Here is a 16,944-nt window from a genome sequence, read left to right on the forward strand (position 1 = left end):
GATAAGACAGGCACACCAACAGGTACAGATTGTAACTGGACAGTGACCTATCACTATGAGATCTATGACGACTGCGGTAATCATGCAACAGCTGTAGACATCACCTACAGTGGTGGAGATACAGAAGCACCCATCATCACAGGCTGCCTGACAAATCAAACAAGAATCTTTGACTTTGGCGAAACCAACTACACAGTTGCCGGCACCGAGTTCGATATTTCGGCATCGGATAATTGTTCGCTGCAATCCCTGACTTACGAGCTTACAGGTGCAACAACGGGCAACGGTACGTCATTGAATGGTGTTGATCTGAATGGAGGCGAAACTACTATTACCTGGACGGCGACAGATGCTTGTGGCAATACTAAGACTTGTGTATTTAAGGTAACGGTGAACCTACGTCCGACAACGCTTACCTACACCGGTGACCTTACCGAGCAGTATTCAGATAAGCAAATCCTGACGGCTATACTCAGAGATGCGACAACATCGGCTCCTTTGGTTTCAAAAACTGTTTCATTTACCCTGGGCACGCAATCTGCCTCGGATGGTCCGGGAGCGCCGGGTAATGGAACAGATGGCAATGGCCTTGCGGATACTTACGTTATACTTACACAAGGACCAGGTAGCACGAATTTAAGCGGCTCATTTGCCGGAGATGCCACATACCTATCCAGCAGCTTTAGTTATATTTCCGGATTTACTATTACAAAAGAGAATGCAGATGTTACTTACACAGGTTTGCCCTACTTCTCGACTGCCAGTGCAAGTTCGTGTGTTGCCTCAATCACACTGAGCGCAACTATCAAAGACATAACAGCAGTGGGTGGTGATAGCTATATGGGAGATATTCGCAATGCTACGGTTACATTCCGCCTGGGCAGCCCGGCCGGAACCATTCTCGGCACTCCGAATATCCCCGTCGTGCTGGTCAACACAGGCAATATCATGATCGGCACTGCATCCACAACCTTTAATTACACCTTGAGCAGTACCGATTGTGCCAATAAGGGAACAACACTGGATGTATATGCCGTCGTCAATAACTATTACACGGGTGATAATACGCTGGATCCGGGTAATGTGACCATTTCTGTTCCGGGCACTGAATCAGTAACAGGCGGCGGCTATCTTGTAATGCACAATTCTATTGGCACCTATGCTGGTACTACTGGTACAAAGACCAATTTTGGATTTACCATGAAGTGGACTAAGTCAGGAACGAATCCAAAAGGTCAGTGTAATATCATTATTCGTCGCAATGGCAGAGTATACCAGATCAAGAGCAATGCAATCAGTTCTCTTGCTGTAAATGGATCGAGCGGCAATTTTGCAACAAAAGCAAATATGAAAGACATTACTGATCCGCTGAATCCAACCACAGTAAGCGGTAATGCCGATCTGTTTGTAAATATGTATGATGGTTCACCGGGTGGTCAGCTGGATTCGATCAGCATTCTGTATCAAAATGGCTCTACCATAATTTATTCCAGCCATTGGAATGGAACACAAACTGTGCGCCGCTTATTGAATGGAGGTAATGTACAGGTTCGCCAATCTACACCTCCAACAAACCAGAAACCAGCGGCTGAGCAACCTGCAGAACAGATCCCGATTACGCTGATTCGTAAAGCTATACTGGCAAAAAACCTGGCAGCAAAGCTGAAAGAGAAGAATACCAGCCCTGCTGATCCAACTAGCATGGTGCTGAATATGCAAGCCTTCCCCAATCCAACCCAAAACTACTTTACCGTGAAAGTGACCAGCCCGGTTAGTCAAACAGTAGAAGTAAGAATGGTGGATGTATTAGGTAAAGTGATACAGGTGGAAAGAGGAGCTCCTGGTCAGTCATTGCGTTTCGGTGATAATGCCGCAGCGGGTATGTATATACTGGAAGCAAGGCAAGCGGGTCAGAACGAGAAAACTGTCCTAAAGGTAATAAAACTAAATTAAGGCGACTCCATACATCAAGACCACCTGTGTAAACGGGTGGTCTTTTTTTGTGGGTGATCGTTCCGTATCTTTTCCTAATTTCATCCCTCATTTAAAATCTATGAAGGAATATAATCGTCGTCAGTTTATTGCCACCGCTTCCGGAATGGCTGCTGCACCTTTGGTAATGGATGAATTGGGAGAAAAGAAAGATTCAACAAAGTTGGTGCACCATGTTTTTTTCTGGTTAAAAAATAAGGGTTCAGTCGCCGATCGCCAGCAATTAATAGAAGGACTCAAAACCCTTGCGGGAATTAAAGAAGTTAAAAAGCTGATGGTTGGCACACCTTCGCCAACAGAACAGCGGGGAGTAGTAGACAATAGCTATGATGTTTCAGAGCTCATGTTTTTTGACAGTATAGAAGGGCAGAATGCATACCAGGTTCATCCTATTCATAAAGCCTTTGTAGAAAAATACAGCCATCTCTGGGATAAAGTGGTTGTGTATGATATGGATGTCGTATAATTTTTATCAATAACAAAGGTGGCGCTGCAAAGCAAAAAATCCAGGAAGATTAAACGATGGTTGCTGATCATTCTTATTATCTATGTGATAGTAGGGATCGCATTGTATTTTCTGCAGGAAAAATTTTTATTTCATCCTGGGAAATTACCCGGTGATTATGCTTACAATTTCGGTGTTCCCTTCAAAGAAATAAACCTGCCGGTAAACAAAGAAAAGACGCTCAACATCATCCAGTTTAAAACAAGGGATACTCTTTGTAAACGGGTAGTACTTTATTTTCACGGTAACAGGAAAAATATTGCCTACTATGCGCCTTATGCCGGCAATTTCACCAGGCACAATTACGAAGTCTGGATGATCGACTATCCCGGCTTCGGCAAAACAACAGGCAGGCGAACCGAAGGGGCGATGTATGAGGACGCAGCCATCCTTTATCAAATGGCAAGGGCCCGCTTTGCAAAAGACAGTATTATCATCTATGGAAAATCCATTGGCACCGGTATAGCCTCTCAATTAGCTTCTATAAGAGATTGTAAAATGCTGGTATTGGAAACTCCTTATTATAGTATTGATGCTTTATTCAGTCACTATGCTTTCATGTATCCGGTTAGTTGGATGACGAAATATCATTTGCCCAACTATCAATACTTAAAAAAAGTGGATGCTTCAATCTTCATATTTCATGGTACAAAAGATGAAATAATCCCCTACAAGCAATCCGCTCGTTTAGCAAAAGAAAATCCCGGTGTTCAACTGGTGGCGATTGAAAAAGGTCAACACAACAACCTGAACAGTTTCCCACTTTTTCAACAGAAGCTTGATTCGTTACTGACATTGAAATAAGTAGCCGTTTTGTAAAAAAAACTTGTCTTTATGTAAAGTTTACTTTACTTTTGGGCAATAAATCTTTACACCATGGCAGTTAATCTTCTTTTGCCACCCAAATTCAAATGGATCGGTCTTGCATTGTTCGTTCCATCAGTTGTACTTGGCATCTTAGTGATTTACTATGATTTTACTTTTCATTTCCTGAACATAAAATCGTATACCTCATCAGGGAATATATTTAATAGCACTGATTATAATCTGACCAATGAAGTGGCTCTCACCGGTGTGATACTCGGTTTGCTGATGATGGCATTTGCCCGGGAAAAACAGGAAGATGAATTCATTAGTAAAGTGAGACTGGAATCGCTGCAATGGGCCGTCCTCATCAATTATGTTTTACTGCTGGCGGCTACCTGGCTCATCAATGGCTGGAATTTTATCGAGGTAATGATGTATAATATGCTAACGGTTCTTGTCATTTTTATTATACGGTTCAACTATGTATTGTTCCGAAGCAAACAGACCGGGAATTAAACAGGATAACACATGAAAAATACAATAAGGATAGAAAGGGCCATCCAAAATATCACGCAGCAGGAGCTGGCTGAAAAAATCGGTGTTTCCCGTCAAACCATTAATGCTATTGAAAGCAATAAATATATACCGTCCACTGTATTGGCGCTTAAGATTGCCCGTTTATTTGAGAAAAAAGTAGAGGAGATTTTCCAGTTGGAAGAAAATGATTGACCCGCAAATTTCACAAACATGCATTCACCCCCGCAGCAATATGAAACCAGATTAGTTCATCTTTTAAAATTTTAAACAATGAAAACACAACATGTAAAATTACATGGCAGACTTCTATTGCCATGTACAAAGATTATTATTCTGTTAATGCTCCTGTCCTGCACGAAAAATACAGGAGACCGATTCACAGCTCCCGCCGACGACCACAATCTTATAGGCCTGATTGGCGGTGAGAAAATATCAGGATCACTCAGTTCAGTCGGTGATGAGGAAGGTCTTGTTTTGTTACTTAATGATTACCGCGAGATTGTTGTTCTGCAAAAAATACCTGGTGGCTCTACCATTTCTCCAGTCGATATGACACATGCAGAAGTCATCTGCTCTGACCATGGCGTAATAGTGAGAGACGTAGACTATAACAAGATATGGATGTATCCTAATAATGACCCGATCAGCATTGAAAAATTCGAGACTATAAAGGCCGGTATGCCAGCATCTACCGAAAGTTCTGCCGTGTATGGCTTTACAAGGATCCGATCGTTCAATGAATAGATAAGCAGCCTGCCGGTGAATGGAGCTAACTGTCGTTATACAGTTAGCTTTTGGAGTTATATGGGTAAGACATTTAAGTTCTTATTCTTTTTGATCTTTTCTGGTACTGATGCAATAATTTCTTTTTTCAATATTTCAACTAATCGTTTTTTTACAAAATCACGATGTACCGCTAAACTTACTTCTCTCATAGGTGCTGGCCGTTTAAACTGACGCAATTGTTCCTGCTGTTTGCCGTTTAGTTCCATACTTGCCAGTTCCGGCAGGATGGTAATGCCATCGCTCAACTCGACCATGCGCCGGAGAGTTTCAATACTGCCTGCTTCGTATTCAAAAGACTGGCCTTCCTTACTGGCTTTTTGCAGTTCGCATAGATTCATGATCTGTGAACGAAAACAATGCCCCTCTTCCAGCAGCCACAGTTTATGCGGATCAATATCCTGCGCCAGTACATAATGCTTTTTGAAATCTTTGTTTTTTCGGGAGATATACACCAATAGTTCTTCATAAAAAAGTACGTGTTCCTTCACGCCATATTCCTGTAGAGGTGTCACCAATATGCCGGCATCAATGGTTCCTTCACGCAGGCGGTTTACTATCAAATCGGTCATCATTTCATTGACGATCAATTTTACATGCGGGTATTTTTTGGTGAACTGCTGTGCAAACAAGGGTAAAAGATATGGAGCCAATGTGGGGATGATACCGATTTTCAGCTCTCCGCTCAAAATGCCTTTTCGGGTATTCAGCATTTCGTTCATCGCATCCCTTTCCGCCAGTATTTTTTTTGCATGCTCAATAATGGCCAACCCGGCTTCGGTCGGCATCACCGGCTGTTTGCTACGGTCAAATATCTTCATGCCAAGCTCCTGCTCCAGCTTGTGAATTTGCATGCTTAAAGTAGGTTGAGTCACATAGCAATTATCAGCCGCCAATGCGAAATGCCGGAAACGATCGAGGGCTACTACATATTCCAGTTGTACCAATGTCATGATATAAATTTTATCTATTAGATTATAAAATTAATCGATTTCATTGATAGGTAAATAGTCATACATTCGCCAGACATTTACAAACCGATGAAATTCTTTAGTTATGAGTGAAAATAACAATAACGACATCAGCAAATGCCCATTTCACAACGGGGCATCTTTGAAAAAACCAGTTGGCGGCGGCGGAACAAAAAACCGCGATTGGTGGCCAAATCAATTAAAATTAAGCATCCTGCGGCAGCAGTCTTCCTTATCTAACCCGATGGGCGAAGATTTTGATTACGCAAAAGAATTTAAAAGCCTCGACTATGAAGCGTTGAAAAAAGACCTTCATAAACTAATGACCGATTCGCAGGATTGGTGGCCGGCAGATTTCGGACACTATGGGGGTTTGTTTATTCGTATGGCATGGCATAGTGCAGGTACATATCGTACCGGCGATGGCCGTGGTGGGGCAGGAGCAGGACAACAACGCTTTGCTCCGCTCAATAGTTGGCCCGACAATGTGAGTCTGGATAAGGCACGCAGGTTGCTTTGGCCCATCAAACAAAAATATGGTCGCAAGATTTCCTGGGCAGATCTTATGATCCTTGCTGGTAATGTTGCATTAGAATCAATGGGTTTTAAAACTTTTGGTTTTGGCGGTGGTCGCCCGGATGTTTGGGAGCCGCAGGAAGATGTGTATTGGGGCGCTGAAACCAAATGGCTGGGTGGTGATATACGTTATGCGCATGGCTCCGAAGGGGTAGAGAAAAAAGGTGCTGTGGTTGTTACGGATGATAAAGCAGATGGCGATATTCACTCCCGTAATTTGGAAAATCCACTGGCTGCCGTACAAATGGGATTGATCTATGTAAACCCGGAAGGACCCGATGGCAATCCTGATCCGATTGCAGCAGCCCGTGATATTCGTGAGACTTTTAAACGAATGGCCATGAATGATGAAGAGACTGTTGCATTGATTGCAGGCGGTCATTCATTTGGTAAAACACATGGCGCTGCCGAAGCAGGCAAATATGTTGGAGTTGAACCTGAAGCAGCCGGCATTGAAGAACAGGGTTTCGGATGGAAGAATAGTTTTGGTTCCGGTAAAGGCGCTGACACTATTACCAGTGGCCTTGAAGTGATATGGACTAAAACTCCTACGAAATGGAGCAATAATTATTTTGAAAATCTGTTCGGCTTCGAATGGGAATTAACAAAAAGCCCTGCAGGTGCACATCAGTGGGTGGCAAAAAATGGTGCCGGTATAATCCCTGATGCGTATGATAAAACAAAGAGTCATGCACCCAGAATGCTGACAACGGATCTGTCACTAAGATTTGATCCTGTTTATGAAAAAATATCAAGACGCTTCCTTGAAAATCCTGATGATTTTGCAGATGCTTTTGCCCGTGCATGGTTTAAGCTAACCCACCGCGACATGGGTCCGATTGCACGTTACTTAGGACCTGAAGTGCCGAAAGAAGAACTGATCTGGCAAGATCCGGTTCCTGCAGTGGATCATAAATTGATTGATGAAAAAGATATTGTTGCATTGAAATCAAAACTGGTTGAATCAGGATTGACAATATCGCAACTGGTGTCAACAGCATGGGCTTCCGCCTCTACGTTTCGTGGTTCAGACAAACGTGGTGGCGCCAATGGTGCCCGTATTCGTTTAGCTCCGCAAAAATATTGGGCGGTGAACAATCCATCTCAACTTTCAAAAGTGCTGGATAAATTGGAAGCAATTCAAAAAGAATTTAATGCTGCACAAACGGGCGGTAAAAAAGTTTCTCTTGCTGATCTTATTGTATTAGCAGGTTGTGCAGCAGTTGAAAAAGCGGTGAAGAATGCCGGATACAATGCGACCGTGCCTTTTACACCCGGAAGAACTGATGCTACACAGGAACAAACCGATGTGGAATCATTTGCAGTACTGGAACCTATTGCTGATGGTTTCCGTAACTACTCAAAGGGAAGATACAGCGTATCAACAGAAGAATTATTGGTTGATAAAGCGCAATTGCTGACGCTGACTGCTCCTGAAATGACAGTGCTTGTAGGCGGTATGCGGGTACTGAATGCCAACTATGATGGTTCTAAACATGGTGTGTTCACAAAAAATCCTGAAACGCTTACCAATGATTTCTTTGTAAACCTGCTTGACATGAGCACGGCCTGGAAAGCAATTGATGAACATAACGAAGTGTTTGAAGGCAATGATCGAACAACAGGCAGGCCAAAATGGACAGCAACCCGTGCAGATCTGATCTTTGGTTCTAACTCGGAGCTTAGGGCAATTGCTGAAGTTTACGGAAGTACAGATGCTAAAGAAAAATTTGTGAAGGATTTTGTGGCAGCATGGAACAAAGTAATGAACCTTGATCGCTTTGATCTCGCTTGATTTTTTTTTTGGCGTTAGCCTTAAGCAGCTACCGCAGTTTAAACTTATCAATACTTAAGTAAAGCCGGGAAAACCGTCTCGTTTTTTAACGAGGCGGTTTTTTTATTCTTCCAATAGCACTTTTGTTTTTGTAACCTTCAATTTATACCCTGCACCGATCTTCAATGCATAGTTTTCTTTGACATGACTCACCGGGAAGCCAAAGCAAACTGGGTATTTATATTCTTTTATTATATCGTAAATAATTTCATACACGGTCTTGCCAAAGGGCCTATCAGTATCTTTCATATCACTAAAACCTCCTATGATCAATCCAGCCAGTTTGGCTAACTTTCCACTTCGTTTTAGCTGGTAAAGCATCCGGTCAATATTATAGAGGTATTCGCCGATATCTTCAATAAACAAAATCCGGCCCCGTGTTTTGATATCCGAATCAGTCCCAACTATATTGGCCAATAAGGCAAGGTTGCCGCCTATCAATTCACCGATTGCTTCTCCACTTCTGTTGAGATCATGCCCGTCAACAGTATATTTCGCCCATTTTCCTTCCAACGCACTCTTTAATGATTGTACATAACGATTAATATATCCTGCATCATTAAAGGCCCCGGCCATTGGTGCATGAAGTGATGAAATATAATAATTGGAATAAAGATGTGCATGCAAAACAGTGATATCGCTAAAGCCAATGATCCACTTGGGTTGTTTCTTAAATTTCTTAAAATTGAGTTGATCAATGATACGCCCCATGCCGTAACCACCCCTTGCGCAAAGTATCGCATTCACTTCGTCATCATCGAGCATTTGCTGAAAATCATTCAAACGTTCTTCATCTGTTCCGGAAAAATAAGTCGCGGAGCTACTGCCAACGGTTTTGCCAAGTTTTACTTTATATCCCCATTCTTCCTGTAATACGCGGATGCATTCTGTAACTCTTTCCATTGCCATATATCCGGCAGGACAAACCAATCCTATTGTATCACCTTTTTTTAAGTAAGGAGGAGTTTTGATCATTGAGCAACTTTTTTTAAAATTAATGCAGATCATTCCCGGGAAAATCCCTTCTACCCATTATGACATTTCTGTTAAGATACATTGTTGTGGTTGTACAATTAGTTTATGTTTTACGCCACACTTCAAAGCAAAGTTATTTTTCTGATGCCCTACCGGAAAATCGAAACAAACGGGATAATCATAATTTTTCACTTTTTCCAGCACAACCTCTTCAAGGATCTTACCAAAATCATCGTCACCTTCATCCACTTTTATTTTAAAACCGCCGATAATCAATCCTTTCAGGGATGATAATTTCCCACTTCGCTTCAGGTTCCAGAACATCCGGTCGATGCTATACATGTATTCCCCGGTATCTTCTACAAATAAAATTTTTCCTGCCGTATCAATATCTGACTTTGAACCAGCCAGGCTTTCAATTGTTTTTAAATTTCCGCCAACCAGTTTTCCAACAGCAGTGCCTTGTTTATTGAATGTATTAGCGGTAAAACTATATTTCATCTTTTCGCCACTTAGTGCTTTTTTTATGGAAACAATAGTCTCGGCCTGGATAGGTTCCGCTTTTTCCCAGTTGTTGGGAAAACTGTTACACATTTTTGAATGAATGCTGGCAATACCCAAATTTCTATTAAGATGTGAGTGAATAACCGTCACATCACTAAAGCCAATGATCCATTTGGGACATTCTTTAAATTTTTCCCATTTCAATTTATCGATAATGCGGATAACGCCGTAGCCGCCTCTTGCACACATGATGGCTTTTATTTTTTTATCATCGAGCATTTGTTGCAGGTCATAGGCTCTTTCTTCATCAGTACCTCCAAAAGTGAAATCTTTCTTGCCGATTGTGTCGCCGATTTTTATGGTATAGCCCCAACTTTCCATCAATTGCATGGCGGGTTGTATTTCTTCCAGGGTGATATAGCCAGCGGGAGAAGTAATGCCTATAACACTACCTTTTTTTAAATAAGGTGGAATTGAAGACAATGCCTCTTCATCTCCTGTGTGAGCTGTACCGGCTTTGATCAACTGTTCCATAAAAGGGGCCAGGGTGGTGCCAGCAATACAACCTGTTGCCGAATGCAAGAAATCTGATCGCTTCATTTTTTAAAGTTATCAGAAATATGTAAAACTTGCTGCGATTGCAATGACAGGAGCGATATCTAATGGCTATTCGGTTTTGAGAAAATAAAAAAGGGATATGTTAAGCTCACTCATCATTTGGGCAATGACCCTGATTAAGGTATTTTTGCAGGCTCAAGCTTTAAAAAAGGATATGACAGATTTCAAACGATATTTAGTTACAGCAGCTCTTCCCTATGCTAATGGCCCCGTTCATATTGGTCATTTGGCTGGTTGTTATATACCCTCTGATATCTATGTTCGCTTTCTGCGGGCGCAAAAAAAGGATGTAAAATTTGTTTGTGGTAGTGATGAACATGGAGTGCCGATTACCATCCGGGCGATGAAGGAAGGTATCACACCCCAGCAAGTGGTGGATAAATACCATGCGATTATCAAAGACAGCTTTGCGAAAATGGGCATCTCTTTCGATATTTATTCAAGAACATCGAATAAGGTGCATCATGAAACGGCTGCGGCATTTTTTAAAAAAATGTATGATGATGGTCTTTTTGAAGAAAAAGAAACAGAACAATTTTATGATGAAAAAGCTAAGACATTTTTGGCTGATCGTTATATCACAGGTACCTGTCCCGTATGCGGCAACCCGGGTGCTTATGGCGACCAGTGTGAGAAATGCGGAAGCTCATTATCACCGGAACAGTTGATCAATCCGCGCAGTACATTAAGTGACGCCATCCCGGTAAAAAAGAAGACTACCCATTGGTATTTCCCTTTGCAGAATTATGAGACGTTTTTAAAAAAATGGGTACTCGAAGATCACCAGGAATGGAAAAACAATGTATACGGCCAATGCCGGAGCTGGCTCGACAACGGGCTGCAAAGCCGGGCGATGACAAGGGATAGCAACTGGGGAGTAAAAGTGCCTATTCCGGGTGCAGATGGCAAAGTGCTGTATGTTTGGTTTGATGCACCGATAGGTTATATCAGCGCTACCAAAGAATTAACCGACCATTGGGCCGATTACTGGTGTAAAGAAGATACTAAATTGGTGCACTTTATCGGTAAGGATAATATCGTATTTCACTGTATCATTTTCCCGGCCATGTTGAAGGCGCATGGAAATTTTGTACTGCCGGATAACGTACCTGCCAATGAGTTTCTGAATATTGAAGGTGATAAAGTATCCACTTCCCGTAACTGGGCAGTATGGGTGAACGAATACATCAACGACTTTCCTGGTTGTGAAGATGTGTTGCGCTATGTGCTTTGTGCCAATGCACCCGAAACAAAAGACAATGATTTTACCTGGAAAGACTTCCAGGATAGAAATAACAGCGAACTTGTATCGATCTTTGGCAATTTTGTGAACCGCACTTTTGTGTTAATGCATAAACTGTGCGGTGGTAAAGTGCCAAAATTACACGAGGATATTTTGGATGAAACGGATAAGGCCATTATTGCCGAAATAAAAGCTGCCAAAACCAAAGTGCAATCTGCATTGGAGAATTTCCGTTTCCGTGATGCCTTATTTGAAGTAATTGACCTGGCAAGAAGTGGCAATAAATACATGCAGGATAAGGAGCCCTGGATTGTTGCAAAACAAACTGGTGCCGATGGACAGCCTACGTCGGAAGCCCAAAAAAGCATTGACAATAGTTTACACCTCTGCCTGCAATTGACCGCTAACCTGGCCGTTTTGATCAATCCTTTTCTACCGAACACAGCATTGAAAATGCTGCACATGATGAAAGTGGTAGATAAAATGCTGGAATGGGAAAATGCAGGAAGCCTTAAACTATTGAGCGTCGGCTATAGCTTGCGGGAACCACACTTGTTATTCAGGAAAATTGAGGATGCGGAGATCAGCGCACAGGTGGAGAAATTGAAAGCGGGGTTGGTGAAACCAGTTCCCAGTTCCCAGTTGCCAGCTAACAGGCAACCGGAAACAGGGAACCGGAAACAAGAAATACAATATGATGATTTTGCAAAACTGGACTTAAAAGTAGGAACGATAACTGCTGCTGAAAAAGTACCGAAGGCAGATAAATTGTTGAAACTGGAAGTGGATCTTGGTTTCGAAAAAAGAACGATCGTTTCAGGTATAGCATTGCATTTTCAACCGGATACAATTGTGGGTAGACAGGTAGTGGTGGTCGCTAATTTGGCGCCACGTAAAATGAGAGGTATTGAAAGCAATGGGATGATCCTGATGGCGGAAAATGCCGAAGGGCAATTGAAATTTGTGAATCCTGATGAAACGGTTGATAATGGCTCGTCAGTGAGTTAGGGTGAATAATGAGAATTGACCAGATTAAATATTGAGAAGTGAACCCTTCGACTTCGCTCGGGATGAGTGAAAAAGAGCGACCTCAGCCCGATGTTTTAAAAGGGCCGAACAATGAGCAGGGCTTATTCACCGTTTACTACTCACAACTCACCATGGAATGTCAACCATTGAATTTGTAAAAGCTTATATCGAACGTCTTTGCAAAGACATAGGTACCACATCGCACCAGATCTACAATTCGAAAACCAGCGCCTGGTATTTTTCAAGAGGTTCATCTACGATTGAGGTATTCCTGACCAGTAAAGAAGAAGATGATGGCAGCAGCCGTACATTCATTCGCTGTTTTGCTCCTGTTTTTTCAATACCCAACAATCCTGTTGCCCGGCATAATCTTTTCCAGGAAGCTCTTGAATTGAATACAAGGCATATGGGCATTAAACTCAGCACTATTCCGGATAAAGGATTGCTGTGCGCCATTGCAGAACGGGATATCGATGGAATGGACTACCACGAATTCATTAGTCTCATTAGTGATATCAGCAACTATGCGGATCTTTTGGATGATTATCTTACCGCTAAGTTTAGCAAAGCCTGACCAGCTGGTAACAATTCTCCCATTCATGCGTTAAATAGGATTCATAATCAATGTATTTATTTGATTTTGTGTTTTTTACCCCGCCTATTTTTAGTAAATTCAGGTCTTAATCCTTCCGCACCTTGACGTTAAAACGCCTGTCAATACGAACGCTGAAGATTACCGCTTTCATACTGGGTGGTATCCTGGTATTGATGACGGCGTTTCATATTTGGTTTGTCAATCATGCCGGGCAATTGCTGGAAGATATGGTGAGTGCACAATCAAACGGAAAACTGAAATTAAAAATTGACCGGTTCAAATTTGATTGGTTTAGCTACAGGATGGAGTTGCGGAAAGCAAATTTTTATTCTGCTGATACCGGTGCTGCTACCTCCTACCAGTTCAACGTAGCAAGAATTAAGGTAAAGGTCCAGGAAATATTACCCCTTGTTTTTGAAAAAAGAATACTGATTGATTCAATTCAACTCATCAATCCCGATATAGTAGTGACGCGGTTAAGATCCCTGAAGGATTCAACCGATGAGTCGGATACCAGTATGTCCATTCCCCAGGAAATGGGACGAATTTACAATTCCATACAGGACGCCCTTCGGGTGCTGCAGGTGGATCGTTTCCAGATAGACAAGGGTAAGTTTTCACTGGTCAATAAAATCAGGCTCAAAGAGCCGCCGGTCGTCATTACCGATATAAATTTTCATTTGGAAAACCTGCAGGTTGATACAACGGAAAAGGAGAGTAAAGAAAAGATATTGTTCAGCGATAATGTGGCCCTGCATACATCCAATCAGAATATTGTCTTTCCTGATGGAAGGCACCGGTTGAGTTTTAAAAATTTCCGCATCAATATTATGAACAGGCTGGCTGAGTTTGATAGCTGTACCGTAATGGCCACAAAAGACGACAGTACAAACAACTCTTTCAGCATCTTTTTTGATAAGCTGCAAATGACCAGTATTGATTTTTCAACACTGTATCACAAGGAGATTATCAAAGCTGATTCGGTTTACTGCATTAACCCAAGATTTAAACTGGATGTAGATATTACCCGCCGGTCTGGTGCAAGCAAATCAACTCCCCGCCTCGATGAATTGATAAGGCAATTAACCGGTAATATGCAGTTAGCTTTCGTGGTGGTAGAAAACGGGGCGTTCGACATTAATACGACAAGGGATGGACAATTAAGTTCCTTTACTTCTGATAAAAATAATTTCGAGCTGCAGGGATTACAGATAAGAAAGTATGGACCCAAACCTTTGACAGTTGAAAAATTTGTGATGGCTATCCGCAACTATGAAAATTTTTTGCGTGACAGCAGTTACGCCATGCAATTTGATAGTATCCTTATTAATGATAACAGGATCAGCCTGAGTAATTTTAAATTCCAGGATCTTGAGAATGGAAAGCCGGTAAACACCCTAAGCATGCCGCAGTTTGAATTGCAGGGACTGTCCTGGGATGATTTAGTGTTTAACAAACGGCTTGCAGCTAACAAAGTGAATTTATACCGGCCTGTTATCAATTACACCGTTGAACAAAAGAGGTATAAATCAAAGGATATATTTCAAACGCTGGCTGGTATTGGCAATTTCATGCAGTTGGAAAATCTTACTATCAATGATGGCCAGGTAAATCTCTTTTTTAAGAATAATATCCAGCTAAAGCTTGAGAATGCTAACATCAATGTACTGGGCCGGCGGCTCGTAGACTCACGTAAGATCAATAACATTCAAAATTCCGTTACGGCACTTTATTTTAAAAAAGGGGTTTTTAAAATGCGCCAATTGGTCGCCGACCTGGCCGATGTAAATTTTGCAGGAAGCCCTGCGAATCACCTGCATGCCGGTACCATTCATATTAAAAATAAGAATGAGCTGGATGTGGTGATTAAGGATGCCTCTATTCGTTCCATGATCATCAACGACGATCTTCAGCACACCGGGATCGGGGGCATTGATTGGAAACAGGCTGATATAAAGCTTTTCACATTTCCGAAACAAAACAAGGATAATTCAACTGCGTTTAAATTAAGCGATATTAAGGGTGCGAACACACAGGTGTCAATCGAAGATAGCTCCGGGAAACTTTCGGTATATCTTAAAAATATTCAGGCAGATGAACTGTCAACGAGCGCCGGTAACAAACTATTGCTTGCGGGGTTGGCGGCCGCTGGCAATAAGTTGAGTATTTCGCACGGAAGTGAAAAACTGCAGATTGGGCAATTTAATCTTGCAGATAAACGGGCGTCGGTGCTTGAAGATATTTTGTACCTGAAAAAAACGGCTACTGATTCAGTAAAGGTGATAATTCCATCTGTTCGAACAACACCAGATATCAACACGATTATAGATGGCAAGCTATATGCAGGCGTTGTGCATATTGTAAATCCGCTTATTTCTATTTATGCTGTCAAACAACCGGCGACCGAAACAAAAAAATGGCCGGAAACAAAAATTGGCAGTCTTATCATTGAACAACCGGTCCTTGACTTTAGTAAAAGAACTGAAAATGGATTGTCAAGTTTAAAATGGAATGGCGAGGGGAAAGTTTTTGAATTGATCAGTCTCTTTATCAATCATCAATCGTCGCCTGAAATTTCTGCTGCCGCCTTGAAACTGTCACTTCATAAGTTTTCGTATTCAACTCCAAAGGGCCGGACAATAGATGCCGGAAAAGGTCAGTTGGACGTGGACATAGAAAAAATAAGGCTGCAGCAAAATGATGTGGGAGCCTGGGATTGGAGTGGATTTATCAAAAGCCTCGACGCCAGCAACATTGTAGCAGACAGCCTCGGTAAAAATGAAGGAAGACTTTTTATTGAGAAAGGTAAACTGAAAAATCTCTCGTTAAATTCCGCTAACCTGCTCAGTCTTCATGAAATGCTGAAGACTAATATTTCTTCCAGGTTACAGGAAATAACAGGAAGTTATCAAAACAGCAAAAGCCGGTTTGATTGGTATAATACAACTTATGATAAAAGCACCAGGTATTTTACCATGGATTCTTTCACCTATCATCCAATGGCAAGCAGGGATGAGTTTATTCAAAACGCTCCTTACCAGGCAGACTACATCGTGGCAAAAACAGGTGCAATCGCTATTGGTCCTTTTGATATTGACAGGTATGGAAGAGATAGTGTTCTCGAAATGGGCGTTGTAACTATTAACGACGCTGCATTTAGTAGTTATCGTGACAAACGAAAGCCACAGGAGCCAGGCGTCATTCGGCTATTACCCGCCAATCTTATTAAAAAAATCCCCATGCGGTTGTTGGTTGATACATTGAACCTGAAAAATGCCCGTGTAGAATATGAAGAAGTGAATGAAAAAACAGGTGTTCCAGGAAAAATAACCGTAGGTGATTTAAATGGTACGGTTACGCAAATCCGGAATTATAATTTAGGGGACGGGGACAGCCTGCAGCTAAAAGCAAGTGGCTATATTGAGAAAAAGCTGCACACTCACTTGAATGTAAAGGAATCTTATGCCGACCCGTTGGGTGGCTTTGTAATGACTGTAATAATGGATTCAGCAGATCTGACTGTTTTAAATCCCGTTTTAAAGCCGCTGGCCCTGGCGGAATTAAAGTCAGGTTATCTTGACAGCATGTATATGTATGTGGTTGGTCGTGAGGAAATGGCCTATGGGAAAATAAAAATGGCCTACCGCGATTTAAAAGTCAGGATAATAAAAAATGATGAAAAAAAATCTGCTTTCCGGGGGATCATTACTTTTTTTGCCAATAGCGTGATAAAGAATAACAACGCGGAGAAATTAGGAACGGTTTTTTTCAAACGACTTCGGAACCGGTCGGCTGTTAACTATCTCGTTAAGATTACCTTGAGCGGGGTCAGTAGCAGCATTGGCCTCAAAAAAAACGACCGGCTTTCACGAAAGAATAAGCAACAAACCATTCATCGCAATTTCAAAATCGTAAAGCCGGGATAGGTTACAAACGTTTGGGTCAGGACGGTTTTAATATGGTAAAGTCTTAATC

General features: G+C 41.9%; 13 protein-coding genes. 10 read left to right on the forward strand and 3 right to left on the reverse strand.

The window, feature by feature from the left end:
- The 6 genes from ACFEL9_RS04780 to ACFEL9_RS04805 all read left to right on the forward strand — a co-directional run.
- Window positions 1-1,953: T9SS type A sorting domain-containing protein (locus ACFEL9_RS04780; RefSeq protein ID WP_385886613.1), on the forward strand; the 1,953-nt coding region annotated here is incomplete at its 5' end.
- Between the two features lie 100 nt (window positions 1,954-2,053).
- Window positions 2,054-2,458 carry a Dabb family protein gene (locus tag ACFEL9_RS04785; protein WP_385886615.1) on the forward strand — a complete coding sequence of 135 codons (405 nt, stop codon included), beginning with the start codon at window positions 2,054-2,056 and terminating at the stop codon, window positions 2,456-2,458.
- 18 nt (window positions 2,459-2,476) lie between these two features.
- Window positions 2,477-3,301: an alpha/beta hydrolase gene (locus ACFEL9_RS04790; protein ID WP_385886616.1), complete on the forward strand. Its 825-nt coding sequence runs from the start codon at window positions 2,477-2,479 to the stop codon at window positions 3,299-3,301.
- Between the two features lie 72 nt (window positions 3,302-3,373).
- Entirely contained in the window at window positions 3,374-3,820 is a 447-nt protein-coding gene (locus ACFEL9_RS04795) for a hypothetical protein (RefSeq protein ID WP_385886618.1), read from the forward strand.
- 12 nt (window positions 3,821-3,832) lie between these two features.
- On the forward strand, window positions 3,833-4,033 hold the full coding sequence (locus tag ACFEL9_RS04800; protein WP_385886620.1) for a helix-turn-helix transcriptional regulator: 201 nt from the start codon (window positions 3,833-3,835) through the stop codon (window positions 4,031-4,033).
- Window positions 4,034-4,111: 78 nt separating this feature from the next.
- A complete protein-coding gene (locus ACFEL9_RS04805) occupies window positions 4,112-4,585 on the forward strand; it encodes a hypothetical protein (protein WP_385886621.1) in 474 nt (157 codons plus the stop codon).
- A gap of 56 nt (window positions 4,586-4,641) precedes the next feature.
- On the opposite strand, the gene ACFEL9_RS04810 is transcribed toward ACFEL9_RS04805, so the two are convergent.
- Window positions 4,642-5,577, reverse strand: a complete 936-nt coding sequence (locus ACFEL9_RS04810) for a hydrogen peroxide-inducible genes activator (protein WP_385886622.1) — start codon at window positions 5,575-5,577, stop codon at window positions 4,642-4,644.
- 103 nt (window positions 5,578-5,680) lie between these two features.
- Between ACFEL9_RS04810 and katG the strand changes: the two genes are divergently transcribed.
- A complete protein-coding gene (katG, locus tag ACFEL9_RS04815) occupies window positions 5,681-7,966 on the forward strand; it encodes a catalase/peroxidase HPI (RefSeq protein WP_385886623.1) in 2,286 nt (761 codons plus the stop codon).
- 102 nt (window positions 7,967-8,068) lie between these two features.
- Here the strand turns inward: katG and ACFEL9_RS04820 are convergent, their stop codons facing one another.
- Both ACFEL9_RS04820 and ACFEL9_RS04825 read right to left on the reverse strand, forming a co-directional pair.
- Window positions 8,069-8,980: a S66 peptidase family protein gene (locus ACFEL9_RS04820; RefSeq protein ID WP_385886624.1), complete on the reverse strand. Its 912-nt coding sequence runs from the start codon at window positions 8,978-8,980 to the stop codon at window positions 8,069-8,071.
- A gap of 57 nt (window positions 8,981-9,037) precedes the next feature.
- Window positions 9,038-10,084: a S66 peptidase family protein gene (locus ACFEL9_RS04825; protein ID WP_385886626.1), complete on the reverse strand. Its 1,047-nt coding sequence runs from the start codon at window positions 10,082-10,084 to the stop codon at window positions 9,038-9,040.
- Window positions 10,085-10,181: 97 nt separating this feature from the next.
- On the opposite strand from ACFEL9_RS04825, the gene metG reads away from it, so the two are divergent.
- The 3 genes from metG to ACFEL9_RS04840 all read left to right on the forward strand — a co-directional run bounded on the left by metG (window position 10,182) and on the right by ACFEL9_RS04840 (window position 16,895).
- Entirely contained in the window at window positions 10,182-12,353 is a 2,172-nt protein-coding gene (gene metG, locus ACFEL9_RS04830; RefSeq protein ID WP_385886627.1) for a methionine--tRNA ligase, read from the forward strand.
- Window positions 12,354-12,510: 157 nt separating this feature from the next.
- Window positions 12,511-12,948 (forward strand): YbjN domain-containing protein, encoded by a 438-nt coding sequence (locus tag ACFEL9_RS04835; protein ID WP_385886628.1) that lies wholly within the window; start codon window positions 12,511-12,513, stop codon window positions 12,946-12,948.
- A gap of 122 nt (window positions 12,949-13,070) precedes the next feature.
- A complete protein-coding gene (locus ACFEL9_RS04840; RefSeq protein WP_385886629.1) occupies window positions 13,071-16,895 on the forward strand; it encodes a hypothetical protein in 3,825 nt (1,274 codons plus the stop codon).
- Window positions 16,896-16,944: the final 49 nt, after the last annotated feature.

It is taken from the genome of Terrimonas alba (assembly GCF_042434975.1).
Lineage (GTDB): Bacteria > Bacteroidota > Bacteroidia > Chitinophagales > Chitinophagaceae > Terrimonas_B > Terrimonas_B alba.

What these genes read in the sequence shown, in the direction of transcription:
- ACFEL9_RS04785 (WP_385886615.1), top strand. Translation starts at nt 2,054, where the DNA reads ATGAAGGAATATAATCGTCGTCAGTTTATTGCCACCGCTTCCGGAATG.
- ACFEL9_RS04795 (WP_385886618.1), top strand. Translation starts at nt 3,374, where the DNA reads ATGGCAGTTAATCTTCTTTTGCCACCCAAATTCAAATGGATCGGTCTT.
- ACFEL9_RS04800 (WP_385886620.1), top strand. Translation starts at nt 3,833, where the DNA reads ATGAAAAATACAATAAGGATAGAAAGGGCCATCCAAAATATCACGCAG.
- ACFEL9_RS04805 (WP_385886621.1), top strand. Translation starts at nt 4,112, where the DNA reads ATGAAAACACAACATGTAAAATTACATGGCAGACTTCTATTGCCATGT.
- ACFEL9_RS04810 (WP_385886622.1), bottom strand. Translation starts at nt 5,577, where the DNA reads ATGACATTGGTACAACTGGAATATGTAGTAGCCCTCGATCGTTTCCGG.
- katG (WP_385886623.1), top strand. Translation starts at nt 5,681, where the DNA reads ATGAGTGAAAATAACAATAACGACATCAGCAAATGCCCATTTCACAAC.
- ACFEL9_RS04820 (WP_385886624.1), bottom strand. Translation starts at nt 8,980, where the DNA reads ATGATCAAAACTCCTCCTTACTTAAAAAAAGGTGATACAATAGGATTG.
- ACFEL9_RS04825 (WP_385886626.1), bottom strand. Translation starts at nt 10,084, where the DNA reads ATGAAGCGATCAGATTTCTTGCATTCGGCAACAGGTTGTATTGCTGGC.
- metG (WP_385886627.1), top strand. Translation starts at nt 10,182, where the DNA reads ATGTTAAGCTCACTCATCATTTGGGCAATGACCCTGATTAAGGTATTT.
- ACFEL9_RS04835 (WP_385886628.1), top strand. Translation starts at nt 12,511, where the DNA reads ATGTCAACCATTGAATTTGTAAAAGCTTATATCGAACGTCTTTGCAAA.